Annotated in this window: 24 protein-coding genes; 15 read left to right on the top strand and 9 right to left on the bottom strand. The window is 66.1% G+C overall.

The genetic code is table 11. The features are described from left to right. Positions 1–262: 262 nt before the first annotated feature. Positions 263–1,039, bottom strand: coding sequence for an enoyl-CoA hydratase (locus tag R2N03_RS18000; protein ID WP_316659204.1), 777 nt, complete (start codon positions 1,037–1,039; stop codon positions 263–265). A gap of 83 nt (positions 1,040–1,122) precedes the next feature. Between R2N03_RS18000 and paaG the strand changes: the two genes are divergently transcribed. From paaG to paaK, 3 genes are all read left to right on the top strand, one after another. Next, complete coding sequence (gene paaG / locus R2N03_RS18005) at positions 1,123–1,911, top strand: 2-(1,2-epoxy-1,2-dihydrophenyl)acetyl-CoA isomerase PaaG (RefSeq protein WP_316659205.1); 789 nt, start codon at positions 1,123–1,125, stop codon at positions 1,909–1,911. A gap of 10 nt (positions 1,912–1,921) precedes the next feature. Beyond that, positions 1,922–2,383, top strand: a complete 462-nt coding sequence (gene paaI / locus R2N03_RS18010; RefSeq protein WP_316659206.1) for a hydroxyphenylacetyl-CoA thioesterase PaaI — start codon at positions 1,922–1,924, stop codon at positions 2,381–2,383. Between the two features lie 79 nt (positions 2,384–2,462). Next, the gene (gene paaK / locus R2N03_RS18015) at positions 2,463–3,767 is read left to right on the top strand and encodes a phenylacetate--CoA ligase PaaK (protein ID WP_316659208.1); all 1,305 of its coding nucleotides are present in this window, start codon (positions 2,463–2,465) and stop codon (positions 3,765–3,767) included. A 9-nt stretch (positions 3,768–3,776) separates the two neighbouring features. Here the strand turns inward: paaK and mltA are convergent, their stop codons facing one another. Continuing rightward, positions 3,777–4,919 carry a murein transglycosylase A gene (mltA, locus tag R2N03_RS18020; RefSeq protein WP_316659209.1) on the bottom strand — a complete coding sequence of 381 codons (1,143 nt, stop codon included), beginning with the start codon at positions 4,917–4,919 and terminating at the stop codon, positions 3,777–3,779. A gap of 83 nt (positions 4,920–5,002) precedes the next feature. Between mltA and R2N03_RS18025 the strand changes: the two genes are divergently transcribed. Then, entirely contained in the window at positions 5,003–5,248 is a 246-nt protein-coding gene (locus R2N03_RS18025; protein WP_316659211.1) for a hypothetical protein, read from the top strand. Here the strand turns inward: R2N03_RS18025 and apaG are convergent, their stop codons facing one another. Continuing rightward, a complete protein-coding gene (gene apaG, locus R2N03_RS18030) occupies positions 5,249–5,623 on the bottom strand; it encodes a Co2+/Mg2+ efflux protein ApaG (RefSeq protein ID WP_316659212.1) in 375 nt (124 codons plus the stop codon). A gap of 130 nt (positions 5,624–5,753) precedes the next feature. On the opposite strand from apaG, the gene rpe reads away from it, so the two are divergent. From rpe to R2N03_RS18075, 9 genes are all read left to right on the top strand, one after another. After that, complete coding sequence (rpe, locus tag R2N03_RS18035; RefSeq protein ID WP_316659213.1) at positions 5,754–6,482, top strand: ribulose-phosphate 3-epimerase; 729 nt, start codon at positions 5,754–5,756, stop codon at positions 6,480–6,482. Then, a complete protein-coding gene (locus R2N03_RS18040) occupies positions 6,479–7,207 on the top strand; it encodes a phosphoglycolate phosphatase (protein ID WP_316659214.1) in 729 nt (242 codons plus the stop codon). Before rpe ends, R2N03_RS18040 begins: the two co-directional genes overlap by 4 nt. Before the next feature lie 401 nt (positions 7,208–7,608). After that, entirely contained in the window at positions 7,609–9,141 is a 1,533-nt protein-coding gene (gene trpE, locus R2N03_RS18045) for an anthranilate synthase component I (RefSeq protein WP_316659215.1), read from the top strand. Positions 9,142–9,157: 16 nt separating this feature from the next. Next, complete coding sequence (locus R2N03_RS18050) at positions 9,158–9,727, top strand: aminodeoxychorismate/anthranilate synthase component II (RefSeq protein ID WP_316659217.1); 570 nt, start codon at positions 9,158–9,160, stop codon at positions 9,725–9,727. Next, positions 9,727–10,158 carry a lysozyme inhibitor LprI family protein gene (locus R2N03_RS18055; RefSeq protein WP_316659218.1) on the top strand — a complete coding sequence of 144 codons (432 nt, stop codon included), beginning with the start codon at positions 9,727–9,729 and terminating at the stop codon, positions 10,156–10,158. Before R2N03_RS18050 ends, R2N03_RS18055 begins: the two co-directional genes overlap by 1 nt. A gap of 13 nt (positions 10,159–10,171) precedes the next feature. Further along, entirely contained in the window at positions 10,172–11,209 is a 1,038-nt protein-coding gene (gene trpD, locus R2N03_RS18060) for an anthranilate phosphoribosyltransferase (RefSeq protein ID WP_316659370.1), read from the top strand. Between the two features lies 1 nt (position 11,210). Continuing rightward, on the top strand, positions 11,211–12,014 hold the full coding sequence (gene trpC, locus R2N03_RS18065; RefSeq protein ID WP_316659219.1) for an indole-3-glycerol phosphate synthase TrpC: 804 nt from the start codon (positions 11,211–11,213) through the stop codon (positions 12,012–12,014). Between the two features lie 12 nt (positions 12,015–12,026). After that, positions 12,027–12,686 (top strand): CYTH domain-containing protein, encoded by a 660-nt coding sequence (locus R2N03_RS18070; protein WP_316659221.1) that lies wholly within the window; start codon positions 12,027–12,029, stop codon positions 12,684–12,686. Continuing rightward, the gene (locus R2N03_RS18075; RefSeq protein ID WP_316659222.1) at positions 12,683–13,474 is read left to right on the top strand and encodes a uracil-DNA glycosylase; all 792 of its coding nucleotides are present in this window, start codon (positions 12,683–12,685) and stop codon (positions 13,472–13,474) included. The genes R2N03_RS18070 and R2N03_RS18075 overlap by 4 nt, the downstream gene beginning before the upstream one ends. Before the next feature lie 351 nt (positions 13,475–13,825). Here R2N03_RS18075 and R2N03_RS18080 read toward each other — a convergent pair whose 3' ends face one another. From R2N03_RS18080 to R2N03_RS18105, 6 genes are all read right to left on the bottom strand, one after another. Beyond that, positions 13,826–16,042 (bottom strand): FUSC family protein, encoded by a 2,217-nt coding sequence (locus tag R2N03_RS18080; RefSeq protein ID WP_316659223.1) that lies wholly within the window; start codon positions 16,040–16,042, stop codon positions 13,826–13,828. 11 nt (positions 16,043–16,053) lie between these two features. Then, positions 16,054–17,916 (bottom strand): M61 family metallopeptidase, encoded by a 1,863-nt coding sequence (locus R2N03_RS18085; protein WP_316659371.1) that lies wholly within the window; start codon positions 17,914–17,916, stop codon positions 16,054–16,056. 67 nt (positions 17,917–17,983) lie between these two features. After that, complete coding sequence (gene acuI, locus R2N03_RS18090; protein ID WP_316659224.1) at positions 17,984–19,000, bottom strand: acrylyl-CoA reductase (NADPH); 1,017 nt, start codon at positions 18,998–19,000, stop codon at positions 17,984–17,986. A 77-nt stretch (positions 19,001–19,077) separates the two neighbouring features. Beyond that, entirely contained in the window at positions 19,078–19,824 is a 747-nt protein-coding gene (locus tag R2N03_RS18095; protein WP_316659225.1) for a DsbC family protein, read from the bottom strand. A 36-nt stretch (positions 19,825–19,860) separates the two neighbouring features. Then, the gene (locus R2N03_RS18100) at positions 19,861–21,144 is read right to left on the bottom strand and encodes a UbiH/UbiF family hydroxylase (protein ID WP_316659227.1); all 1,284 of its coding nucleotides are present in this window, start codon (positions 21,142–21,144) and stop codon (positions 19,861–19,863) included. A gap of 357 nt (positions 21,145–21,501) precedes the next feature. Next, positions 21,502–21,879 (bottom strand): flagellar protein FliT, encoded by a 378-nt coding sequence (locus R2N03_RS18105; RefSeq protein ID WP_316659228.1) that lies wholly within the window; start codon positions 21,877–21,879, stop codon positions 21,502–21,504. Positions 21,880–22,401: 522 nt separating this feature from the next. Between R2N03_RS18105 and R2N03_RS18110 the strand changes: the two genes are divergently transcribed. Together R2N03_RS18110 and ychF are read left to right on the top strand one after the other, a co-directional pair. Continuing rightward, entirely contained in the window at positions 22,402–23,295 is an 894-nt protein-coding gene (locus R2N03_RS18110; protein WP_316659230.1) for a DMT family transporter, read from the top strand. Between the two features lie 178 nt (positions 23,296–23,473). After that, complete coding sequence (ychF, locus tag R2N03_RS18115) at positions 23,474–24,568, top strand: redox-regulated ATPase YchF (protein WP_252694972.1); 1,095 nt, start codon at positions 23,474–23,476, stop codon at positions 24,566–24,568. Positions 24,569–24,646: the final 78 nt, after the last annotated feature.

Raw genomic sequence — 24,646 nt, forward strand, 5'->3', positions numbered from 1 at the left:
CACATCTACTTCTCCACCGCCTCGACCACCCCGCCGTCCCTTTCGTTTCGGCGCTGTGTCGTGCAGCGAGGGGCGAATATTAGGCGGGTTTCCGGAGGTTGGCAACACCTTTGTCGTGACGGATTGATGACGCGGATATGAAGAATGCTCGCAAACCTAGTCTGGGCCTGGGATTCCCGCCAAAGAATCATGCAAAAGTGGCACCGAATATACCCGAGACTATTGCTCGGGTATTCCCTGAATCACCCACCGGGACCGCGGCCTATCGATGGTTGAACCCGGGCCCGCGCTTTTCCAGGAAGGCCCGCATGCCTTCCTTCTGGTCTTCTGTTGCAAAAGTGGCGTGGAATAGTCGCCGTTCCAGATGCACCCCCTCACTGAGCGAAGTCTCATAGGCGGCGTTGATCGACTCCTTGATCATCATGACCGCAGGCAGCGAGAAACCGGCAATGGTTTCAGCCGCCTGGATGGCTTCTTCAAGCAGCTTGTCAGCGGGGACGACACGCGAGACGAGGCCGGCGCGCTCGGCTTCATCAGCCCCCATCATGCGCGCGGTCAGACAAAGGTCCATGGCCTTGGCTTTCGAGACCGCGCGCGGCAGGCGCTGAGTCCCCCCGGCACCGGGCATGGTGCCAAGCTTGATTTCGGGCTGCCCGAACTTGGCGGTATCGGCGGCAAGGATGATGTCGCACATCATCGCGAGCTCGCAGCCACCGCCCAGTGCGTAGCCCGCCACCGCGGCGATCACCGGCTTGCGGACGCGACGGATGGTTTCCCAGTTGCGCGTGATGTATTCGTTCTTATAGACGGTCGCGAAGTCGTACTCGGCCATGGCTCCGATGTCGGCGCCGGCGGCAAATGCCTTTTCGCTGCCGGTGATCACAATCGCACCAGTATTGGCATCGGCGTCGAAGGCGAGCAGTGCGGCGCCGAGTTCGTCCATGAGTGCATCGTTTAGGGCGTTGAGCGCCTTCGGACGATTGAGGGTAACAAGACCAACACGACCGCGCGTTTCGACCAGAATGTTTTCGTAGGACATGGAAGCTCCAGTTGGAATGCATGTAATATTAGCCGACCAACCGGTCGGTTAATCAATGAGCCCGCGACCGAGGAGGAGACAAGATGACAAGCCCGACCATTCTGCTCGACTGGCACGATCATGTGGCAACCATCACGCTGAACCGGCCCGATCAACTCAACAGTTTCACGGCCGGTATGCATCGCGAACTGTGCGACGCGCTGGATAAGGTCGAGCGCCAGCGCGCACGGGCACTGATTCTGACTGGCGCCGGGCGCGGCTTCTGCGCCGGGCAGGACCTCTCCGAACTCAGCTTCACGCCCGGGCAGATGACGGATCTGGGCACACTCATCGACGAGCAGTTCAACCCGCTGGTGCGCCGTCTTCGCGCCCTTCCCCTGCCGGTCATTGCTGCAGTCAATGGCGTGGCCGCAGGAGCCGGCGCCAACCTGGCGCTGGCGTGCGACATCGTATTGGCGGCGGAAAACGCGTGCTTCCTCCAGGCGTTCGTGAAGATCGGGCTGCTGCCGGATTCGGGCGGCACGTGGTTCTTGCCGCAACGCATCGGCATGGCGCGCGCGATGGGGCTGGCGATGCTCGGCGAAAAGCTCGACGCCAAGACCGCGCTGGCGTGGGGCCTGATCTGGGGCGTCTATCACGATGCCAAGATCCTGATGACGGAGGTGCGCGCCATGGCCGATCACCTCTCCAAGCAACCTACCCGGGCGCTGGCCGCCATCAAGCGCGCCATGCAGGCGGCGCCCACGCAGTCGCTGGATGCGCAGCTCGACCTGGAGCGCGACCTGCAGCGCGAGCTGGGCCACTCACGTGACTACGCGGAGGGCGTCGACGCCTTCCTCCACAAGCGCCCCGCACACTTCACCGGCGAATGAAGGAGCTTGCATGACCCAGCCCACCCTCCTGGACGCACAAACCCTGGCTGAAGCCGCCTGCAAGAGCATGTATGACGCCGATGCCTGTACGCGCGCGCTCGGCATGCGCGTGGAGGCGGTCGGACCAGGCTACGCTCGCCTGTCGATGACCGTGCGCCCGGACTTTCTCAACGGACACCGCACGTGCCATGGCGGGCTGATCTTCACGCTGGCCGATTCGGCGTTCGCCTTTGCCTGTAACAGCCGCAACCACAACACCGTGGCGGCCGGGTGCAGCATCGAGTTTCTGCGTCCCGCGCACGGCGGCGACGTGCTGACGGCCGAAGCGACCGAACAAATCCTCGCTGGGCGGCACGGCGTGTACGACGTGCGCGTCTCCAACCAGACCGGCGAGGTCATTGCCCTGTTCCGGGGCAAGTCTGCCCAGATTCGCGGCCATGTCATTCCCGTCCCGGAGAGCATCGAGCACTAGCTAGTTCGCCGCTCTATATAGAGCCTTTGCCGCGCCATCACAGGAGGACGCCGCACGACGGCGCCCCGAGGAGACCCGCATGCGCCCCCGCTCAACCGACCTGCCCCTCGATTCGACCGAAACCGCCAGCCGTGACGCCATCCAGGCGCTGCAGCTCGAGCGGCTGAAGCGCAGCCTTGCCCATGCCTACGACAACGTCCCCGCATACCGGGCCAAATTCGATGCAGTGGGCGCACATCCCGCAGACTTGCGCTCGCTGGCCGATCTGGCGAAGTTCCCCTTCACCACCAAGGCAGACCTGCGCGACAACTATCCTTTTGGCATGTTTGCCGTGCCGCAGGACAGGATTGCGCGGATCCACGCCTCATCGGGCACGACGGGCAAACCCACCGTGGTCGGCTACACGCTCGCCGACATCGATACGTGGGCCGGGCTGGTGGCACGCTCGATTCGAGCGGCGGGCGCACGGCGGGGCGACAAAGTTCACGTGAGTTACGGTTACGGCCTCTTCACCGGGGGCCTGGGCGCTCACTATGGCGCCGAGCGCGCCGGCCTGACGGTCATTCCATTCGGCGGCGGACAGACGGAGCGGCAAGTCCAGCTCATCGCCGATTTCCAGCCACAGATCATCATGGTCACGCCCAGCTACATGCTGGCGATTGCCGATGAGTGCGAGCGCCAAGGCATGGACCCTGCCGCATCCAGCCTGCAGATCGGCATCTTCGGCGCAGAACCGTGGACGCCCGAAATGCGCAACGCCATCGAGGCGCGCATGGGGCTATCGGCTGTCGACATCTATGGACTCTCGGAAGTCATGGGCCCTGGCGTTGCCAGCGAGTGCGCCGAAACCAAGGACGGACCGACCATCTGGGAAGATCACTTCTATCCGGAGATCATCGATCCGGACACCGGCGAGGTCCTGCCGGACGGCGAATTCGGCGAACTGGTCTTCACGTCGCTGACCAAGGAGGCCATGCCGGTGGTGCGCTACCGCACGCGCGACCTGACGCGCCTGCTACCCGGCACGGCGCGACCGGGCATGCGCCGCATGGAAAAGATCACCGGGCGCTGCGATGACATGATGATCGTGCGCGGCGTGAACGTCTTCCCATCACAGATCGAGGAGTTGATCCTCAAACATGCGGCGCTTTCACCGCACTATCAGTGCGTCCTCGCCAAGGAGGGGCCGCTCGACACCTTGACGGTACGGATCGAAGCAGCGCTGGGCGCCCCGGCAGAGACGGCTCAGGCTGCAAGCAGGCGACTGGCGCACGACATCAAGTCGATGATCGGCATTTCCGCAGCGATGGAAGTCCTGGCGGCCGGGGGAATTGAACGCTCGGTAGGCAAGGCGCGCCGCGTGGTCGACCTGCGGCGCGCTTAGCGCCTGGCTTCAGCGGGAAGCGACCCCGACACTGCCGCCCTTGGGCACCAGCACCCACAGCCGGCCGGCTTGCTTCATGCGTCCGGCCAGATCGCCGGCGGCATCGCCGTGGCCGAAGTAATAGTCGGCCCGCACGGCGCCACGGATGGCTGAGCCCACGTCCTGCGCGAACACGAGCTTCTGGATCGGATCGGTCGACAATGGTTTCGTCGTCGACAGAAAGACGGGGGAGCCGAGCGGAATGTAACTGGGGTCCACCGCAATCGACCGTTCGTCCGTGAGGGGTACGCCCAGCTTGCCGATAGGCCCGCCGGTATTGCCAGGGGTCTCGGCGAAGAAGACAAAACGCGGGTTCACGTTGAGCATCTCTTCCACGCGGCCAGGGTTGGCGCGCGCCCAGGCCTTGATGCCCTGCATGGTCGCCTGCACCGGCGTGATCTCGCCCTGATCGAGCAGCCAGCGCGCGAACGAACGGAAGGGCTGGTTATTGGTGCCGCCCACGCCCAGGCGCATGATGCCGCCCTCTTCCAGCTGGACTTGCCCCGAGCCCTGAATCTGCAGGAATGCCGCCTCGACCGGGTCGTCCACCCAGACAATTTCCTGCCCCCGCAACACCGGGCTGTGGATCAACTGCGCACGCGGTGGCAGCGTCTTGCCACGCCATGCCGCGGGCATGCGATACAACGGCGTCTGGTAGATGCCGTGGCGCGTGCGCGACCCGCGCAGCAGCGGTTCGTAATAGCCGGTGATCAGCCCGCTGTCTGTACCGTCCTCCTTGACGACACGGTAAGGGGTGAAATTGTCTTCGAAGAAGACACGCATGGCGATGGGATCGCCGGCATCGACCATCAGGCCGGCCGAGCAGACGCGCGACCAGTCAGCGCGGCGCCTCATCGCCTCGCAGTTCGATTGCAGCGCGGGCCAGGCGGAGGCGAGATCATCGGCGGTCCAGCCGGCGACGTCCGCCCAGGTCGCGGGGGCCAGATGCCCGCCCAGGGTTGCCGTAGGCGGTTGCGTCGATTCAACGCGCGGCGGCGGGCCGCTGGTACAGGCGGCAAGCAAGGCGGTGACGAGGGTGGCGACCAGCCCGGCCCAACGGCGATGGGCGGCGGTACGAGCCGGTGTCAATGCGTCCAAGGTTGCTGCTGTCATGCCTGTTTCATCCTGTCCGGCGGTTCGATGTGGGCGGCCGGCTTGGCTACAATGCCCGGCATCTGCGCTTCTCGCCGTCGATCATGAGCAAATTCTTTGAAAACCATCCAATGATGCTGTTTGGCCTGGAGGCCGGCGTGGCGCTGTTCCTGCTGCTCTTCGTCGTGGTCTGGACGATGTCCGGCGCCAAGAAGCATCCGCGTCCCCTGCGCGCGCCGCCGGACCATCCGTCGCGCCAGGGGGCGCAGGACCCCCAGACCGCCAAGCCCTCGGAATCGACCGAATCCGCGCCAAAAGATTCGCGCCCGGCCAAGTCCGACACCCACTGATCAGTGCAGCATGCGCGGCATCACCAGCGCAAATTCGGGGATCGGCGCCTCGAAGCGGTGACCGTCCTCGGCCACGCAAAAGTATTCGCCGCGCATCGTACCCACGGGCGTCTTGATCGTCGCCCAGCTCGTGTATTCGAAAGACTCGCCCGGCGGCAGCAGCGGCTGATGGCCGACCACACCCAGGCCGCTGACCTCCTGCACCTGCTCGTCGGCGTCGGTGATCACCCAGTGGCGGGAGATGAGCTGGCTCGGCACGTCACCTGTGTTGCGGATGGTGATGGTGTAGGCGAAGGCGTAGCTGCCCTGCTCCGGCTCGGATTGCTCCGGCAGATAGCGCGTCCGGACCTGGACGGTGAGTTCGTAGCTCGGCATGACGATCCACAATAAGAATGGCGCCCATTGTGCGGCATGGCCGTGGCAGCGGCAAGGCGCGGCCACGCGGCCGATCCGGCTAAAATAGCGGCCTTCTTCGCGCTTGCGCGCGCCTTACCCGTCTCCCATCATGTCCGCAGCCATCGACCCGTCCGGTTTCCGCATTGCCCCGTCCATCCTGTCCGCCGACTTTGCCCGCCTGGGCGAAGAGGTGCGCCGCGTACTTGAATCGGGCGCCGACTGGATCCACTTTGACGTGATGGATAACCATTACGTCCCGAACCTGACCGTCGGCCCGCTGGTGTGCGAGGCGATCCGCCCGCACGCGCAAAAGGACGGCAAGCCGGTGCCGATCGACGTGCACCTGATGGTCAGCCCGGTCGATCGCATCATTCCGGATTTTGCCAAGGCGGGCGCCGATCTGATCACATTCCACCCAGAAGCCTCCGAGCACATCGACCGCTCGCTCGCGCTGATTCGCGACAACGGCTGCAAGGCTGGCCTCGTCTTCAACCCGGCCACGCCGCTGCACTATCTGGACCATGTGATGGACCGCCTGGATATGGTGCTGATCATGTCGGTCAACCCGGGCTTTGGCGGCCAATCGTTCATTCCGGAAGCGCTGAACAAGCTGCGCGCCGTGCGCCAGAAGCTCGACGCATACCAGGACAAGACCGGCCGCAAGATCCTGCTGGAGATCGACGGCGGCGTGAAGGCAGATAACATCGCCGAGATTGCCAAAGCCGGCGCTGACACCTTCGTCGCGGGTTCGGCCGTGTTCGGCAAGCCGGACGCGGACGGCGGTTACCGCGGCACCGTCGGCGCACTGCGCCAGGCCCTGGCCGGGATCTCGGCATGACGGGCATGCTGCCGGCAGGCGCCGTCCGCGCCGTCATCATCGACCTGGACGGGACGATGGTCGACACGGCAGGCGATTTCCACGCCGCCATCAACACGATGCTGGAGGCACTTGGCGGCACGCCTGACATGCCTGCCGAGGAAGTCGTCAGCTACGTCGGCAAAGGTTCGGAAAACCTCGTGCGACGCGTGCTGGATGCGCGCTTGCCACCGGTCCAGGCAAATAGCCGCTTTGCGGAAGGCCTGGAGGCTTATCAGCGCGCCTACATCGCCATCAACGGCCAACATGTGACCGTCTACAACGGCGTCCGCGAAGGGTTGACCGCACTGCGCGACATGGGCGTCGCGCTCGCGTGTGTGACAAACAAGCCACACGACTTCACGCAGCCGCTGCTCGCGCAGCTCGGCCTGAACACGTATTTCGACCTCGTCTACCCAGGCGACGCTTTCCAGTATCGCAAGCCCGATCCGTACCCCATGCTGCGGGTGGCGGAGGCGTTTGGCGTGGCCCCGGCTGAAGTCGTGGCCATTGGCGATTCGGAAAACGACGCCCGCGCGGCCCGTGCGGCCGGCATGCGCGTGCTGGCGGTACCGTATGGCTACAACCACGGCCAGCCTATACAGGCCGCCGGAGCCGATGCTATAGTCGAGACACTTTTTGCGGCAGCCGAGTTGATCCGGCCCCATGCAGAGCCACACAACGCTATCTCTGCCGCTTCCAACTGACGATCCATGTTCCTGAATCGCAAACGCGTCGACGCTGGTGGTGACCGGGGGGCCTGGCCCTGGCGGCCCTGGCACGCCCTCGTCCGGGCGTAAGCGTTTGCACGGCTGCTGATCGTTCTTCCCCGGTTTCGGCACTCTGGCGCGTCACAATCGCGCCGCCCAAACCACCTCGCTTCTCCTGCCCCAAACGCTGACCGCCCGCCGGTCTTCCGCTGGCCCGCTATCGGCTGCGGACGACCCTTGCGGGATCGCACGGTCGCTTTTACGACGTTCGCGCGTTCCCATCCCTGATGTTCTGCTAACGTTCCGACGGCATCATTGACGCTCTTGCGTTTGCCGTGGACCGAACGCATGCCGGTGGGCGCGCAACCGCCCCGCCTGGCGAATCGACCTGACCGCTCATGACCGAACTCGAATTCAAATCGCTGGCCGACCAGGGCTACAACCGCATTCCGCTGATTGCCGAGGCATTGGCCGACCTGGAGACGCCGCTGTCGCTGTATCTGAAGCTGGCGCAATCGCACGACCGCGGCACGCACACGTTCCTGCTGGAATCGGTGGTGGGCGGCGAGCGCTTCGGGCGTTACTCCTTCATCGGCCTGCACGCGCACACGCTGCTGCGCTCCAAGGGCAATCGCACGGAAGTCGTGACGGACGGCAAGGTGGTGGAGACGAACGAAGGCAACCCGCTGGACTTCATCGCTGCGTTCGAGCGCCGCCAGAAAGTGGCGCTCCGCCCGGGCCTGCCGCGCTTCTGCGGCGGCCTGGCCGGCTACTTCGGCTACGACGCCGTGCGCTTCATCGAGCCGCGCCTCGCCGAAACCGCCCCGCCCGACGATCTGCAACTGCCCGACATCCAGCTCATGCTCTGCGAAGAGCTGGCCGTGATCGACAACCTGTCCGGCAAGCTCTACCTGATCGTCTACGCCGACCCGTCCAAGCCCGAAGCGTATTCACGCGCCAAGCAGCGCCTGCGCGCGTTGCGCACCAAGCTGCACCAGCCGGTGGACGTCCCGGTGACGTCGGCGTCCGTGCGTACCGACACCATCCGCGAGTTCGACAAGGCGGACTACATCACTGCCGTGCTCAAGGCCAAGGAATACATCGCCGCCGGGGACATGATGCAGGTGCAGATCGGCCAGCGCCTGGTCAAGCCGTTCCGCGACGCGCCGCTGTCGCTGTACCGCGCGCTGCGCTCGCTGAACCCGTCGCCGTACATGTACTTCTACAACTTCGGCGACATGCAGATCGTCGGGGCATCGCCGGAAATCCTGGTGCGCCAGGAAGAGCGTCGTGTGCCGGCCGCTGAAAATAACGGCAACGGCGCCGACGAATCCGCCCGCATCGTCACGATCCGCCCGCTGGCCGGCACGCGCCCGCGCGGCAACACGCCCGAGCGCGACGCAGAACTCGCCACCGAGCTGCTCAACGATCCGAAGGAAATCGCCGAGCACGTCATGCTGATCGATCTGGCGCGCAACGACATCGGCCGCATTGCTGAAATCGGCTCGGTCAAGGTGACGGACCAGATGGTCATCGAGAAGTATTCGCACGTGCAGCACATCGTCAGCTCGGTCGAAGGCCGGCTGAAGCCCGGCATGACCAACATGGACGTGCTGCGCGCGACCTTCCCGGCGGGCACGCTGTCGGGCGCGCCCAAGGTGCGCGCGATGGAGATCATCGACGAGCTGGAGCCCGTCAAGCGCGGCATCTACGGCGGTGCGGTGGGCTATCTCTCGTTCTCGGGTGAGATGGATCTGGCCATTGCCATCCGTACCGGCATCATCAAGGACGGCAATCTCTACGTGCAGGCTGCCGCCGGCGTGGTGGCCGATTCGGACCCGGATGCCGAATGGAGAGAAACCGAACACAAGGCGCGCGCCGTGCTGCGTGCGGCCGAGCAAGTACAAGACGGCCTCGACGCCGATTTCTGAGGTTAAGGAGACCACCATGCTGTTGATGCTCGATAACTACGACTCCTTTACCTACAACATCGTCCAGTACTTTGGTGAACTCGGCCAGGACGTGCGTACCTATCGCAACGACGAGATCACGATCGAAGACATCGAACGCCTCAACCCCGAGCGCATCTGCCTGTCGCCCGGCCCGTGCACGCCGACCGAAGCCGGCATCCTGGTCCCGGCGCTCAAGCACTTTGCGGGGCGCGTGCCCATCCTGGGCGTGTGCCTGGGGCACCAGGCCATTGCCGATGCGTTTGGCGGACGCGTGATCCGTGCCCAGAAGGTGATGCACGGCAAGGTCAGCACCATCGAAAACACCGGCGTGGGCGTGTTCGCCAACCTGCCGCGGCATTTCAAGGTGACGCGCTATCACTCGCTGGCGATCGAGCGCGAAACGCTGCCCGATTGCCTGGAAGTGACGGCCTGGACCGAAGACGGCGAAATCATGGGCGTGCGCCACAAGACGCTGCCGGTGGAAGGCGTGCAGTTCCACCCGGAGTCGATCCTGTCGGAACACGGCCACGCGCTGCTCGGCAACTTCCTGAAGGAACGCGTCTGATGCGCGGCGCGTGCGCCGTGGCGCTGCTGATGATGGCAAGCCTTCCGGCGATGGCCGGTACGCTTGAAGCGTGCCGCGCCGCCCAGCCTGAGGCCGGCAACGTCGCCCAGTGCGTGCAGGCCGCGCGCAAGGCGGCGCAAACGGAACTGGCATCTGCCGAATCGACACGCCGCACCGCGCTGCGCGCCCGCATCGCTGCCAACAAGGGCACGGACCGTGGCGCCTCCATGGCATTCGACCGCACCGTGCGCGCGCACCAACTCTATCGACAGGCCGAATGCGACCTGCAACGCCGCCTGGCCCGCCACACGCCCGACGCCGACCTGGCCGAAGCCGCGTGCGAGGCCGATCTGTTGCGCGAGCGCATTGGCGCCCTGCGCGAAGCCGCAGCACCGGCCACCCCGGCAGCGGCGCCAACGGCACCCAACTGAACACCAAATGACCATGCCCATCACACCGCAAGAAGCGCTCACCCGCTGTATCGAGCACCGGGAAATCTTCCACGACGAGATGCTGCACCTGATGCGGCTCATCATGCGCGGCGAAATGTCGCCAGTCATGGCGGCCGCCCTCACCATGGGGCTGCGCGTCAAGAAAGAGACCATCGGCGAAATCGCGGCCGCCGCGACCGTCATGCGCGAGTTCGCCACCAAGGTCGACGTGCCGACCGAGGTGTCGGATCACTTCGTCGACATCGTCGGCACGGGCGGCGATGGCGCCAACACCTTCAATATCTCCACCGCGTCCATGTTCGTGGCGGCGGCGGCCGGCGCGCGCATCGCCAAGCACGGCGGACGCGGGGTCAGCTCCAAGTCCGGCAGCGCCGACGTGCTCGAAGCACTGGGCGTGAACATCATGCTCACGCCCGAGCAGGTGGCCGAATCGATCGAGACGGTCGGCATCGGCTTCATGTTCGCGCCCAACCACCACCCCGCCATGAAGAATGTCGCCCCCATGCGCAAGGAGCTGGGCGTACGCACGATCTTCAACATCCTGGGGCCGCTCACCAACCCGGCGGGTGCGCCCAATATCCTGATGGGCGTGTTCCATCCGGATTTGGTCGGCATCCAGGTGCGCGTGATGCAGCGCCTGGGCGCCAAGCACGCCGTGGTCGTCTACGGCAAGGACGGCATGGACGAGGTCTCGCTGGGCGCCGCCACGCTGGTCGGTGAGCTCAAGGACGGTGTCGTCACCGAATACGAAATCCATCCGGAAGACTTCGGGCTGCAGATGGTCTCCAACCGCAGCCTGAAAGTGGCCGACGCCGAAGAGTCCAAGGCCATGCTGATCGACGCACTGGAAAACAAGCCCGGCACGCCTCGCGAGATCGTCTCGCTCAACGCGGGCGCGGCGCTGTATGCGGCCAACATCGCCGGCTCGATCGGCGACGGCATGAAGCTGGCCCGCGAGGCGATCGCCTCGGGCGCCGCGCGCGCCAAGCTCGACGAATTCGTGCGCGTCACCAACCAGTTCAAAGCCTGATATGTCCGACATCCTGCAGAAGATCCTGGCCGTCAAGGCCGAAGAAGTGGCGGCCGCACGCAAGCACCGCGACCTGCCCAGCGTGCGCGCCGAAGCCGAAGCCAACCGAAGCGACAGCGCGCTCGGCCCGCGCGGCTTCGCCAAGGCGATGCGCGAGAAGATTGCCGCCGGCCACGCCGCCGTCATCGCCGAGGTGAAGAAGGCCTCGCCGTCCAAGGGCGTGCTGCGCCCCGACTTCAAGCCCGCCGAGATCGCCCGCAGTTATGCGGAGCACGGCGCCGCCTGCCTGTCGGTGCTGACCGACGAGCAGTTCTTCCAGGGCCACGCCGATTACCTGCGCGAGGCGCGCGCCGCCTGTGCACTGCCGGTGCTGCGCAAGGACTTCCTGGTCGATCTGTACCAGGTGTACGAAGCGCGCTCGTGGGGCGCCGACTGCATCCTGCTGATCGTCGCCGCGCTGGACCAGGGCCTGATGGAAGAACTCGAAGCGTGCGCGCTGGAGCTCGGCATGGACGTGCTCGTGGAAGTGCACGACGGCCGCGAGCTGGACCGTGCGTTGCGCCTGCAAACGCCGCTGGTGGGCGTGAACAACCGCAACCTGCGCACGTTCGAGACGTCGCTCGACACTACGCTCGGCCTGCTCAAGCACATGCCGGACGATCGCATCGTCGTAACGGAATCCGGCATCCTCACGCCGGATGATGTGCGCAAGATGCGCGCGGCGGCCGTCAATGCGTTCCTCGTCGGCGAAGCCTTCATGCGCGCCGACGACCCGGGTGCCGAACTGGCCCGCCTGTTTGCCTGATGCGCCTGGGCGATGGCACGCGAGATTGAACTGAAGCTGGCGGTGCCGGCTGGCGCGCATGCCGCGCTGATCGACTGGCTGGATGCGCATGCGCAAGCAGCGGGCACGGTCGCGCTGGCCAATGTCTATTACGACACACCCGACCTGGCGCTGGCGCGCAGCCGCGCCGCGCTGCGCGTGCGCCTGCATGGCAGCCAGTGGTTGCAGACCCTGAAAACCGCAGCAGTGAGTACATCCGGCCTTTCCGCGCGTCACGAATGGGAAGTGCCGCTTGCCGGCGACGCGCTGTCGGTCGAAGCCTTCGCCGCCCACAACGCGACGGAAGCTGCCGACTATGTCCGCCCACACGCCAGCGCCCTCGCCCCGCTGTTCCGCACTGACTTCACGCGCCGCCTGTGGCACGTGGCAGCCGATGGCGGCGAGATCGAGATCGCGCTGGATGCCGGCGTCATCGTCATCCCCGGCACCGATGCGCGCGAGCCGATCGATGAACTCGAACTCGAATGGAAGCCGGCGACGGGCAGCACGGTCAATGAAGCGGCAATCGCCGAACGCCTGCACGCCTGGACGCAAATGCTGCGCGCCGCCATACCCGGCCTCACGCCGCTGGATGTCAGCAAGGCACAGCGCGGCTATCAGTTGCGCGCGCAGGCCAAGGGAGCGCAAGCGTGAGGCGCCGCGCTGATCCGGCGCAGGCCGCCCTGTTTGACGCGCCCGCCGCGGAAGCTACCCGTGGCGCTTTTGTTCCCCTCGCCGAGCAGTTCGACGCCTTGCCCACCGACTGGAAGGCGCTGCTGACGCCCTGCCTCGCGCCATCCAATTGGCCTGCGCTGTGCGCGTTTGTCGACGGCGAGCGCGCAGCCGGGAAACCGATCTTCCCGACCGATGTGTTCCGCGCGCTGCACCTGACCTCGGTGGACGATGTGCGCGTGGTCATCCTCGGCCAGGACCCGTATCACGGCACCGGCACTGTCGATGGCCGCGAGCTTCCTCAGGCGCACGGGCTGGCGTTCTCGGTGCCAGCCGGCATTCGCGTGCCACCGAGCCTGCGCAATATCTACAAGGAAATCGAAGCAGAGTTCGGCGGCAAGCTGCCCGGCACGTCGGGCAATCTCGAAGGGTGGGCACAGCAGGGCGTCCTGCTGCTCAACACGGTGCTGACCGTCGAGCAAGGCCACGCCGCCAGCCACGCCCGGCGCGGGTGGGAGCGTGTGACCGATTGCTTGCTGGAACACCTGGCACGCGTGGGTCATAAGCGCGTGTTCATGCTGTGGGGTAGCCACGCGCAGGCCAAGCGGGCGTTGTTGCCCGAGGGGCATCTCGTGCTGGAGGCGCCGCACCCGTCACCGTTGTCGGCGCATCGAGGCTTCCTGGGCTGCGGCCACTTCAAGACCGCCAATGGATGGCTTGCCGCGCAGGGCCAACCAACCATCGATTGGCTCAAGCCGCAAGCGGATTGAGGCATGCGCCCAGGTCCGGAGCCGCATGGAGGACGGGGCGAGTGTCGAGTGTGACCCTCGGAAGCTCTACTTTGACCCTCGGAAGCTCGACTTCGACCCTCGGAAGCTCGACTTCGACCCTCGGAAGCTCGACTTCGACTCTTTGAGGCTCGACTTCGACCCTCGGAAGCTCGACTTCGACTCCAGGAGGCTCGATTTTGACTCTCAGAGGTTCGGTGTTGACTGTCTGAGCCTCGACCTTGACGCCCGGAAGCTCGCCTTTGACGCTCCAGGACTCGAATGCGTCCCGTCGAGGTTCAACACCGACGCGTGCAGACACGTTCGTGATGCCCTGAGGACCGGTCGCCCTTCCTAGTCGGCGGAATTGCGCAACGCGCGGCCCAGTGCCCCGCAGCGCAGCGCGATCTTGGCCGTATCGGCGCGCAGGGCCTGCAGGCGACGCTCCAGCAGATGCATGGCTGAAAGCGAATCCGATTCGGCTGCGGCCTCCACCATGCGCGACCGTGCGGCCTGATCGGCAAAATCCGCGGCGCCCAGTTCCTGGGTATCGCGCGGACGCACACCCCATCCGCCTTCGTGTACTGCCTGGTCGAACCGGTCTTTGGCACGGGTGAGGCTCTCCAGCGCAGCTTCCACGGTCTGCTCGACCAGGGCGCGGGTGTCGGCCTCGTCCAGCTCCTGCGTGCGCTGGCGCACCAGGATGCGCACCGCCGCCACATGCGCCGCCACCAGATAGTTCTGCACGATGAAGCGGTTCAGGTTATCGACGGCGCGCTGCCGGCTCTTGGGTTCGTCAAGCATGCGCCCGAAGGCCGAAATCAAGCCCGTGAGCGACTCCATGAACTGCTTGCGCTGCACGCGGTAGGCAAAGTCATCCTTGAGCGTGCCGAGCAGCAGGTCGCGCGCGGCTTCGATGAAGCGGCGGTTGGTGCGCAGCACGTCGTCCACCAGCTTGGGCAGGTTGCGGTATTCCCAGCTCGGCAGCACATAGCTGAAGGCCGTGGCGATAGCCGCTCCGATGAGGGTGTCGATGAGCCGCTCGCCGATCGCGCCCTTGCTGCCCGGCAGCAGCAGGTTGATCTGGATGAGCACCTGCACGCAGGCGGCAATGGCGGTGTAGCGATAGCGGACGGTGACGAACGCTGCGCTGGCCGCGGTGGACACATACAGCACGCCCATCAGGATCCAGGTCGAATGGACGTAGCGCAGGATCACGGCCGCAATCACGCAGCCAATCAGCGTGCCGAGGACACGGTCGACATTGCGCTGGCGCGTCATGCTGAACGTCGGCTTGAGGATCACGACGATGGTCAGCAGCACCCAGTAGCCGTGAGACGCATACGGAAGATGGCCGGCGATCCACAACCCAGCGGCGACCGCCATCGAGATGCGCAGCGCGAAGCGCAGCACCGGTGAGCGCCACGTCAACGCTTCCAGCACCTGACGCAACTCGTATTTCTGGCGCGTGAGGAACGGCGTCATGTCGGGCCGCAGCAGCACTTGCGAAGGTTCGACCTGCGTGGCCGTGGCGGCGTGCAACTGGGCCATCAGCCGGATGGCGCCGCGCACGGTGGCGACGGACTCCTCCACCGCGGCAATCGCTTCGATCGGCACGCCGTGGTGGTTGTGCTGCAACTCCTGCAATGCCGCTTCGATGGCGGCCATTTCCTGGTCGTAGGACATCGGCGTGGGCGATGGCCGGTCGCGCCCGACGGCGTACGCCACCCCTTCGATGTCCTGCCGCATGCGATCGATCACTTCGCGCAGCAAGCGCATGATCTCGGCATCGGCCAGCCACTGGCGCAACAAGGGATAGTCGGTGTTGGACGACAGCAGATACTCATAGATGTCGAGCATCCGCATATGGATCTGCACGAGGCGCCCGTCGCTGGCGGTGCGGTTGTCACGGAAGACAAAGTCGCGTGCCACCTGCTGCTTATCGGCCACGGAAATCTGCTGGCGCACCAATGCGTCGAACTGGTTCTCGAAGTCCCTGGAGGCGTCGTAGAAGCCAGCCTTGCACTCGACGTACACGGCCAGTTCGTACAGGCATTCGGCCAGCACCTGTTCCTTGATGCGACGACGCTGGCCCCACGCCACAGCCATCGCAAACGCCATGTAGCCGATGGCCCCGAGGAAGAATTGCACGGTGTGTTCCACCGCCTCGCGCAGGGCGAACTCCTCGGTAAAGGTGAGCGTCATGACGAACAGCGCCGCAAACTGCAGCGGCATCGTCTTGTTGCCGTACGCCACCATCAGCCCCGCGAGAAACGCCACCGCCACGATCACCACCGGCAGGATCGCGTACGGCGTGACGGCCGCCACGATGAAGGTGACGGCCGTCGTCAGCAGCACGCAGGCCAGCATCTCATTGAACTTGTGCCGCAGCGGGCTGGGCAAGTCCATGAGGCTGGTGCACAGCGCGCCGATCGACACCACCATTGCGCCCTGCAGGTCCACGACCAGCAGCGCGAGCAGCGTCAGGCCGATCACGCCGGTGGCAGTACGGATGCCGCGCGAGACGTAATGGCTGTAGAGAAAGGTGCGTGGATCGTGGACGTAGTCCATCGGCTGCGCGTTCAGGCCGACTTGCCGCGCGCCGTGCGCGTGCCGCGCGCCACAGCGCGTTTGCCCAGCCAGGCCGAGCGCAATGGCGACGGATCGGAAGCAAGCGCCAGCGTGAACTGCGGCGTGGCATCCGTGGCGAGCGTCACGTCCAGCTGCATCAGTTCGTCGCGGCGGAATACATGTACGGGGACGACGTCGCCGGCCCGGTAGCGCGCCAGGGCCTTATCCAGCTGACCGGCCGGCACGCGCAGGCCATCCACGGCAACGACCAGGTCGCCTGCGGACAAGCCGCCACGCTGCGCCGGGCCATCGTCGAACACCTGTTGCAGCTTGACGAAGCCATTCTCGGCGGCAGCCTTTACGCCCAGGGCCAGTGCCGTCTCGGCGGCTTTGCGTGTTGCGCTCACCCCGATCGCCTTGAGGAGCGCCGGCAGCGGCAGATCATCACGGCCTTCGGTCAGTTGACGCAGCAGCGTGCGCAGGCGCAGGCCGGTCGTGTCTTCCATCAGCACGATCAGCTCGGCCTCGGTCACGCCGCGCTGCGTGTGGCCGGGCGCGTAGAAGTCCCGGCCGTAGGCGGCCCACAGGGCGCGCATCACGTCGTCGAGGGAGCGCTCGCCGTTGCTTTGCGTCCGGATGGTCAAGTCCAGCGCCAGTGCCACGAGCGAGCCCTTCGTGTAGTAGCTCACGATGGCGTTGGGCGCGTTCTCGTCCTGGCGGTAGTACTTCGTCCACGCGTCGAACGAGCTTTCCGCCACGCTCTGCTTCAAGCGGCCGCTGCCGCGCAGCACGCCATTCCACGTCTTGGCGATCATCTCCAGATACTGCGCCTCGGAGATCAACCCTGAGCGCACCAGCATCAAATCGTCGTAATAGCTCGTGAAGCCCTCGAAGAGCCATAGCAGCGGCGTGTGCACCTCGCGGTCAAGCGCGTATGGCACGAAAGCCGCCGGCTTGATGCGCTTGACGTTCCAGGTATGGAAATACTCATGGCTGACAAGGCCGAGGAAGGTGCGGTAGCCCTCGGTCGTCTCGTCTCGCCCGGCAACCGGCAGGTCATTGCGTGCGCACATCAGCGCCGTGCTCGCACGGTGCTCGAGGCCGCCGTAGCCGTCGGCGGTGACCATCGTCATGAAGACGTAGCGGCGGTTGCTGTCGAGGAAGGGCGCCGTGGCGGTGTGCGGCTCGAACAGGCGGATCTGCGCTTCGCAGATGCGCTTGAAGTCGCGGGCGATGCGTTCCAGGTCGAGGCTGGGCACGCGGCCGGTGAAGACGGCGTCGTGCTGCGCGCCGCAGGCCTCGAACGAGACCATGGCGAAGGTGCCCAGCTCGACCGGGTGGTCGATCAACTCGTCGTAGTCGGCCGCTTCGTACCAGCCAAAGCCGTATCGCTTGGCGCCTGCCCGGCCCTGCACGCGGCCGCTGGCCTCGCGCAATGCGGTGGCGACGCGCCAGCCGCGGTAGGCCTCGCCCGCGGGCGGCTGGATATCGACCAGGCAGCGCAGGTGGTCCGCGCCTTCCACGCGCAGGAACACCGATGTGCCGTTGAAGAATCCATGCGTGGCATCGAGATGCGCGGCGCGCACGGACAGGTCCCACGCATACACATCGTACGAAACCGTCAGTGGCCCGCTGCACGGCGCGGCCTGCCACGTGTGCTTGTCGAGCTTGGTGAGTCGCGCCGGCTTGTCACCCGATGCCGCCTCGATGCGCACGATGTTGCGCGCAAACTCGCGGATCATGTAGCTGCCCGGGATCCACGCCGGCAGCGAGAATCGCTGCCCCTGCGGATCCGGAGAATCGACCGTCACCGTGACGGTGAAAACGTGCGCTTCGGGCGCGGCGGGAACGATGGTGTAGCGGATCGGCTTCATGGCGAACATTGTAGCGTCGCCGCCTCACGCTGCCGAAGGCAAATCGTCCGCAGCGCGGCTTGTCAGCCTATCGGTTGACGTCGACGACTACGCGGCCGCGCATCTTGCCCGCCATGATGTCGTGCGCGGCATCGATGGCCTCCGACAGTGTCACCTCGCGCGTGATGGCCTCCAGCCGGTCGGGCAGCAGATCCACCGCCAGGCGCTGCCACGCAGTCTGGCGCAGCGCGCGCGGCGCCATCACGCTGTCGATACCGTGGAGCGTCACGCCGCGCAGGATGAAGGGGGCCACCGTCGCCGGAAAATCCATGCCCTGCGCCAGCCCGCATGCGGTAACGACACCACCGTAGCGCACCTGCGCACAGGCATTGGCCAGCGTATGGGAGCCCACCGAATCCACCACCGCCGCCCAGCGTTCCTTTTGCAGCGGCTTGCCCGGGGCGGACAGTTCGGCGCGATCGATCACGTCTTCGGCGCCCAATGCGCGAAGGAAATCCGCCTCGTTCGTCTTGCCCGTGGACGCCACGACGCGGTAGCCGAGCTTGCCCAGCAGGGCAATGGCGATCGAGCCCACGCCGCCCGACGCGCCCGTCACCAGGACTTCGCCATCCCCCGGCTTGACGCCGGCACGCTCGAGCGCCAGCACCGACAGCATCGCCGTGTAGCCGGCCGTGCCAATGGCCATGGCCTGCCGCGCGTCCAGCCCGGTCGGCAGCGCGACCAGCCAGTCGCCGGAAAGCCGCGCCTGCTGGGCAAGGCAACCCCAGTGCGTCTCGCCGACGCCCCACCCGTTGAGCACGACCGCATCGCCGGTCCGCCAATCCGGGTGCGACGAATCGAGCACGACGCCCGCGCCGTCGATACCGGCCACCATCGGCCACTTGCGCACGACGGGGCCTTTTCCAGTGATGGCCAGGCCGTCCTTGTAGTTGATCGTCGACCAGTCCACGCGGATCAGCACGTCGCCGGCGGTCACCTCGTTGGCGAGCGCCTCGGGCGTGGACAGCGCCGCGTCATCAAGGTCAACGATGTGGGCCAGTGGCCCGCCGTCCTGCTTTTCCAGCATCAGGGCGCGAAACGACATGGAGGTCTCCAATCTTGTTGGTTTGCGGAACGTTCAAAGACAAAGCGCCGGGTGAACCGGCGCTTTCAGAAGGGGGCTTACGACTTCTTCAGAGAGGCGAACTTGCGCTCCAGCGTGGCGGCGTCGATCAGGCCGGGGGCCCGCGTGCCGTCCGGGAAGATGATCGCCGGCGTGCCTGTCACGTTGAGCGACTGGCCGAGTTTCAGGTTCGCCTCGAGCGGCGTGTCGCAGTTGCCGGCGCCGCCCGGGGCGGTCTTGGCCGTCATCCAGTCACGCCAGGCCTTGGCGCGGTCGGCCGAGCACCAGATCTGCTTGGCCTTGGTGTTCGAGTCTTCCGACAGGATCGGGAACAGGAAGGTGTAGACCGTGATGTTGTCGACCTGCGTGAGCATCTGCTCGAGCTTGTGGCAATACGGGCAGTTCGGATCCGAGAACACGGCGATCTTGCGCGCGCCGTTGCCCTTCACCCACTTCACCGCACGGTCCAGCGGCAGATCGGACCACTTGACGCGGTTGAGTTCGGCCAGGCGCTCCTGGGTGAGGTTGGTGGCCGTCTGCGTGTCGAGCAGGTCGCCATTGAGGACGTAGCGGCCGGTGGCGTCGGTGTACACGACCTGGCTGCCGAGGTTGATTTCATACAGACCGGCCAGCGGCGACCTGGCGACGCCCTTGATCTCGACGTTGGGCCCCAGCGCCTTCTGCACGGTGGCCTTGACCTTGTCCAGCGCGGGCTCGGCTGCGCCGGCACTCAGCACATATCCGGTGCCGATCGCAGCCACAGCCACCGCAGAGGCGATGGCCGCCACCCGAATTCGAAACGACATAAATGCTCCTGGAACCCCAAAGGCGCCGATGTGGCCTCAGCCCAGCGCGTGCCTGACCAGCAGGCGTTTAATGAATGGCGTCATGCCCACCATGCGCATCCCCGTATTGCGTAAAGTGCGGGGCAGCGCGCCCGGCAGGGCGAACAGCTTATGCAATCCGTCCGTGGCGGCCGTCAGCGAGAGGAGGTCTTCGCGGCGGGCACGCTCGTAACGGCGCAGCAACCTCAGATCTCCATGATCGCGCATGGTTTCACGTTCTGCCATCACCCGGCCGATTTCCGCCACGTCCCGCAGCCCCAGGTTCATGCCCTGCCCCGCCAGCGGATGAATCACATGAGCGGCATCGCCCACCAGCGCAACGCGCGGAGCGACCAGCTTGTCGGCGTGCTGCAGGATGAGCGGAAAACCCTGCGCCGGCGTGATGCAGGACAGCCGCCCGAAGCGGGCCGCCACGGCGCCGCCCGCGGCCGCCTCCACTGCGCGGCAGAGTGCTTCCGGCGACAGGGCAAGCAGCTCACGCGCGTGCTCTTCGCTGGCGGACCACACCATCGACACACGACGATCGGGCAGCGGCAGCATCGCCAGGATCTCACCACGCGCCGGAACCGTGTCATTGGAGGCGGCAGCCGTGTCGGCGGAGGTACCGAGGAACCACTGCCATGCCGTGTCCTGGTGCCCGTGCTCGGCCTGAAAGTTGGCGACCACGCCGAGTTGGCGATAGGGCCGGGCTTCCGCCCGGATACCGGCCTGCTCGCGCACCCATGAGTTCTTGCCATCGGCACCGATCACGCACTCGGCGCGCAGCACCTGCCCATCGGCCAGCGTGAGACGCACGGCATCGGCGTCCATTTCGAAACCGGTGGCGGTGTGCGGGAACGTCTGCACGGTATGGGCGAAGCGCAGCGCGGTTTCCAGCGCACGCTCGACGAGGGACGACTCCGCGATCCAGGCCAGTTGCGGCGTGCCGGCAGCGTAGGCGGAAAAATGCAGGTCTGCGTGGACATGCTCGCCTCGCGCGGCCGCGTCGTCGCCGAAGACCCGCATGTCATGGACCGGCTGCACCCGTGACATGTCAAGCGCCGGCCAGATGCGCAATTGGTCCAGCAAGGCCTGCGAACTGGAAGAAAACGCGTAGACCCGCGCGTCCCAGGCGTCGGGCGTCGCCGGTCCGGAGGGGGGCACGGGTGGCGCGATGTGGGCGATGCGCAAACCGAGCTGCGCGAGACGCAGCGCGCACGCGCGCCCGACGATGCCGCCGCCGACCACTGCCACGTGGTAAGCCGGCGCTGCCTTGGAGGAGGAAAACGCGGGTGTATTCATGGTGGGCCGATTATAGCGGCGGGGGTGTCCCGGCCGCGCCACCGCGCAACGGTGTCATGGCGGCTAGGGGCGGCTCCCGCCGCGCGGCTGGTGTTCAACGGCGGCTGCCATGACGCGGGGTGGCGGTGCCACGCCTGGATCGACGGATGCCTGCGTCAATGTGTCCTTGGCCACGTGACCGCGGAAGCCGACATTGGGACGTCAAGGAAGTGCGCGACGCGCCAGCGAGGCAGCGCCCGCAGGACGCCCAGGCATGACATCCTGCCGCCCCGCAGCCGACGAGGATGGACGAACCAGAGGAAATTACGGGCCGACCGCTGAACCGGGTGCGACCAAGACGCCGAGCCTCGCGGGGCCTCAGTAATAGGAGACGGCGGCGTAAGCCTGGCGGGCACCGATGGCGCGCCGCTCGCCGCTGACCAGGCGCATCAGCTCGTCCTGGCGCGGGCAGACCAGAGCGCGCACGCGGGCGTCATTGGCCAGGATGCGCATCATCAGGTCACGCTTGCGCTGGAGGTCCTCGCGCGATAGCGCCGGGCGCTGGGCACGGCCCAGGCGCTCCATGTGGGCCGCGCATTCGCGTTCCAGCAGGCTGACCTCATCCCAATCGCCGCGTTCGGCTGCGTCCACCATGTCTTCAGACAGGCTGGCGATCGCCTCGTAGCAGGCGAACAGTCCGTCGCTGTCAGAAACCGAGCGGATCGGGCGGGCGACATTGACTGCGGTCCAGGACATGCTGTGCTCCAAAGCCAGATGGGTTGTTTCCAGGAACACATTGCAATAGGCATGCCTGGTCTTCTCGCCCGGCAGTCCGCGCGGCTTGCCAACCGGCAAAGTCCTTGCCCAGCTTGGCTTTGCCAGATTTCCGACCCGCCCGGCCCTGGGCATCGCCGAGCCAAAAATCGCGGTTCCCGCCGGAATTGTTACGGCCGCGAAACGTAACGCGTAACAGCCCCGTAACGCCCCTCCAATGCCGCGCCAGCGCGCGCCGCACGGTGCGGAGCATCGTCATGAACCACCGGCACGGCGGTACGCCGCGCAGCACGATGCATTGAGGCGCGGTGTGCGCGAGGGGCTGGTCAGCGTCGGGTACCGCTGGGTGCCCTTTGATGCTGCCGGCGTACCTGGGCGCCGCAGGCAGCCTGGTTGGCGGCGGATGCTTGCTGCCGCGATGTCGATCGAGAAGAATGTCGCGTGGTGCCGGCCTGCTGCCCGCCGCGCCTGCCCAGAACATCACCCAGCCCACGTGAGACCGCCATGAACCAGGCAAACGACGGCCATATCGCACTGCGTACCGTGCTGCTGACGAGCATCACCATGGTGGCGTTTGCCTTCAACTCGTTGCTGTGCCGACTGGCGCTGCAACACGCCAGCATCGATGCGGCCAGCTTCTCCAGCATCCGGCTGGTGTCGGGCGCGGCCGCGCTGGCTCTGCTCGCGCGTGCGGGCGCGGGGCGCGTCGAACCGGCACGTGCGGACTGGGCGGCCGCCGCCATGCTGTTCGCCTACGTCGCGTTCTTCTCCTTCGCCTATCTCACCCTGAGTGCCGGAACGGGTGCGCTGATCCTGTTTGGCGCGGTGCAACTGACCATGCTGGCCGCCGGGCTGCGCGCCGGCGAGCGCTTCGAGCCGCTGGGCTGGCTGGGTTTCGCTCTGGCACTGGGCGGGCTGATCTACCTCGTGTCACCTGGCGTGACGGCGCCGACGCCACTGGGCGCCGCGCTCATGACCACCGCCGGAGTGGCCTGGGGCATCTACTCGCTGCGCGGCCGAGGGCTCGACAACCCACTCGCCGCCACCGCCAGCAACTTCCTGCGCGCGGCGCCCATGGCGCTGGCCCTCAGCGCGCTGCTGGCCAGCCGCATGCATGTGACGCCCACCGGCATCGCACTCGCCGTCGCCTCAGGCGCCGTGACGTCGGGCATCGGCTACGTGCTCTGGTATGCCGCCCTCAAAGGGCTGCCGGCGATCCGTGCGGCGGCAGTGCAACTGTCGGTGCCGCCCATCGCGGCGGTCGGCGCAGTCCTGTTCCTGGCCGAGCCGCTGACGCCACGCCTGGTGGCCGCCTCGGCGGCCATCCTCGGCGGGATCGCCCTGGTGCTGGCCAGCCGGACCCAACGCAGACGCACGGAAGCGGCATCCCGGGGTTAGGCAGCCCCCTGGACCGGTTACAATCACGGCTTTCCGTGATCACTGCGCGCAGCACCGCCGGGCAAATTTCCTGGCCGCTGTGTTGCCGCATCCGCCTGCGGTATCCCGGGCGTACCCGGATCGGCGTCTGCCTCGCCGCAACGCGCACACAACCCCTTGATCTAGAGCCTTTTTCACCATGAGCCTCCAATGCGGCATCGTCGGTCTGCCGAACGTCGGCAAGTCGACCCTGTTCAATGCCCTGACCAAAGCCGGCATCGCCGCCGAGAACTACCCGTTCTGCACGATCGAGCCCAACGTAGGCGTGGTGGAAGTGCCGGACGCCCGCCTGCAAGCACTGGCCGACATCGTCAAGCCCGAGCGGGTGCTGCCGGCGGTGGTCGAGTTCGTCGACATTGCGGGCCTGGTGGCGGGCGCCTCCAAGGGTGAAGGCCTGGGCAACCAGTTCCTGGCCAACATCCGCGAGACGGATGCCATCACGCACGTGGTGCGCTGTTTCGAAGATGAAAACGTGATCCACGTCGCCGGCAAGGTCGACCCGATCGCCGACATCGAAGTCATCAATACCGAACTCGCCCTCGCTGACCTGGGTACGGTTGAAAAGGCGCTGCAGCGCTACACCAAGGCCGCCAAGTCGGGCAACGACAAGGAAGCCGCCAAGCTGGTCGCCGTGCTGGAAAAAGCGCAGAAGGTGCTGGATGAAGCCAAACCGGTGCGTGGCCTGAACCTGACCGACGACGAGTGGGCAACCATCAAGCCGCTGTGCCTGATCACCGCCAAGCCGACCATGTACGTGGCCAACGTGCGCGAAGACGGCTTCGAGAACAACCCGCACCTGGACGCCGTGCGCAACTACGCCGCGCAGACGAACTCGCCAGTGGTGGCCGTGTGCGCCGCCATCGAAGCCGAAATCGCCGATCTGGATGACGCAGACAAAGCCGAATTCCTCGCCGACATCGGCATGGAAGAGCCGGGCCTGAACCGCGTGATCCGCGCGGCCTTCAAGCTGCTCGGCCTGCAGACCTACTTCACCGCCGGCGTGAAGGAAGTGCGCGCCTGGACGATCCACATCGGCGACACGGCCCCGCGCGCAGCCGCGGCCATCCACACCGACTTCGAACGCGGCTTCATCCGCGCCCAGACGATTTCGTACGACGATTTCATCCAGTTCAAGGGCGAACAAGGTGCCAAGGAAGCCGGCAAGATGCGCGCCGAAGGCAAGGAATACATCGTCAAGGACGGCGACGTGCTGCACTTCCTGTTCAACGTGTGACCAGACGCCTGCTTGAGGAAAGCCCCGCTCCGGCGGGGTTTTTTCATGGCCCGTGCCGATTGCAAAGTTGGGATAACC

The sequence above is a fragment of the Ralstonia condita genome, from assembly GCF_958405655.1.
Lineage (GTDB): Bacteria > Pseudomonadota > Gammaproteobacteria > Burkholderiales > Burkholderiaceae > Ralstonia > Ralstonia condita.

Excerpts from the sequence above, each read along its gene's own strand:
- R2N03_RS18000 (WP_316659204.1), bottom strand. The coding sequence starts at position 1,039 with ATGTCCTACGAAAACATTCTGGTCGAAACGCGCGGTCGTGTTGGTCTT.
- paaG (WP_316659205.1), top strand. The coding sequence starts at position 1,123 with ATGACAAGCCCGACCATTCTGCTCGACTGGCACGATCATGTGGCAACC.
- paaI (WP_316659206.1), top strand. The coding sequence starts at position 1,922 with ATGACCCAGCCCACCCTCCTGGACGCACAAACCCTGGCTGAAGCCGCC.
- paaK (WP_316659208.1), top strand. The coding sequence starts at position 2,463 with ATGCGCCCCCGCTCAACCGACCTGCCCCTCGATTCGACCGAAACCGCC.
- mltA (WP_316659209.1), bottom strand. The coding sequence starts at position 4,919 with ATGACAGCAGCAACCTTGGACGCATTGACACCGGCTCGTACCGCCGCC.
- R2N03_RS18025 (WP_316659211.1), top strand. The coding sequence starts at position 5,003 with ATGAGCAAATTCTTTGAAAACCATCCAATGATGCTGTTTGGCCTGGAG.
- apaG (WP_316659212.1), bottom strand. The coding sequence starts at position 5,623 with ATGCCGAGCTACGAACTCACCGTCCAGGTCCGGACGCGCTATCTGCCG.
- rpe (WP_316659213.1), top strand. The coding sequence starts at position 5,754 with ATGTCCGCAGCCATCGACCCGTCCGGTTTCCGCATTGCCCCGTCCATC.
- R2N03_RS18040 (WP_316659214.1), top strand. The coding sequence starts at position 6,479 with ATGACGGGCATGCTGCCGGCAGGCGCCGTCCGCGCCGTCATCATCGAC.
- trpE (WP_316659215.1), top strand. The coding sequence starts at position 7,609 with ATGACCGAACTCGAATTCAAATCGCTGGCCGACCAGGGCTACAACCGC.
- R2N03_RS18050 (WP_316659217.1), top strand. The coding sequence starts at position 9,158 with ATGCTGTTGATGCTCGATAACTACGACTCCTTTACCTACAACATCGTC.
- R2N03_RS18055 (WP_316659218.1), top strand. The coding sequence starts at position 9,727 with ATGCGCGGCGCGTGCGCCGTGGCGCTGCTGATGATGGCAAGCCTTCCG.
- trpD (WP_316659370.1), top strand. The coding sequence starts at position 10,172 with ATGCCCATCACACCGCAAGAAGCGCTCACCCGCTGTATCGAGCACCGG.
- trpC (WP_316659219.1), top strand. The coding sequence starts at position 11,211 with ATGTCCGACATCCTGCAGAAGATCCTGGCCGTCAAGGCCGAAGAAGTG.
- R2N03_RS18070 (WP_316659221.1), top strand. The coding sequence starts at position 12,027 with ATGGCACGCGAGATTGAACTGAAGCTGGCGGTGCCGGCTGGCGCGCAT.
- R2N03_RS18080 (WP_316659223.1), bottom strand. The coding sequence starts at position 16,042 with ATGGACTACGTCCACGATCCACGCACCTTTCTCTACAGCCATTACGTC.
- R2N03_RS18085 (WP_316659371.1), bottom strand. The coding sequence starts at position 17,916 with ATGAAGCCGATCCGCTACACCATCGTTCCCGCCGCGCCCGAAGCGCAC.
- acuI (WP_316659224.1), bottom strand. The coding sequence starts at position 19,000 with ATGTCGTTTCGCGCCCTGATGCTGGAAAAGCAGGACGGCGGGCCACTG.
- R2N03_RS18095 (WP_316659225.1), bottom strand. The coding sequence starts at position 19,824 with ATGTCGTTTCGAATTCGGGTGGCGGCCATCGCCTCTGCGGTGGCTGTG.
- R2N03_RS18100 (WP_316659227.1), bottom strand. The coding sequence starts at position 21,144 with ATGAATACACCCGCGTTTTCCTCCTCCAAGGCAGCGCCGGCTTACCAC.
- R2N03_RS18105 (WP_316659228.1), bottom strand. The coding sequence starts at position 21,879 with ATGTCCTGGACCGCAGTCAATGTCGCCCGCCCGATCCGCTCGGTTTCT.
- R2N03_RS18110 (WP_316659230.1), top strand. The coding sequence starts at position 22,402 with ATGAACCAGGCAAACGACGGCCATATCGCACTGCGTACCGTGCTGCTG.
- ychF (WP_252694972.1), top strand. The coding sequence starts at position 23,474 with ATGAGCCTCCAATGCGGCATCGTCGGTCTGCCGAACGTCGGCAAGTCG.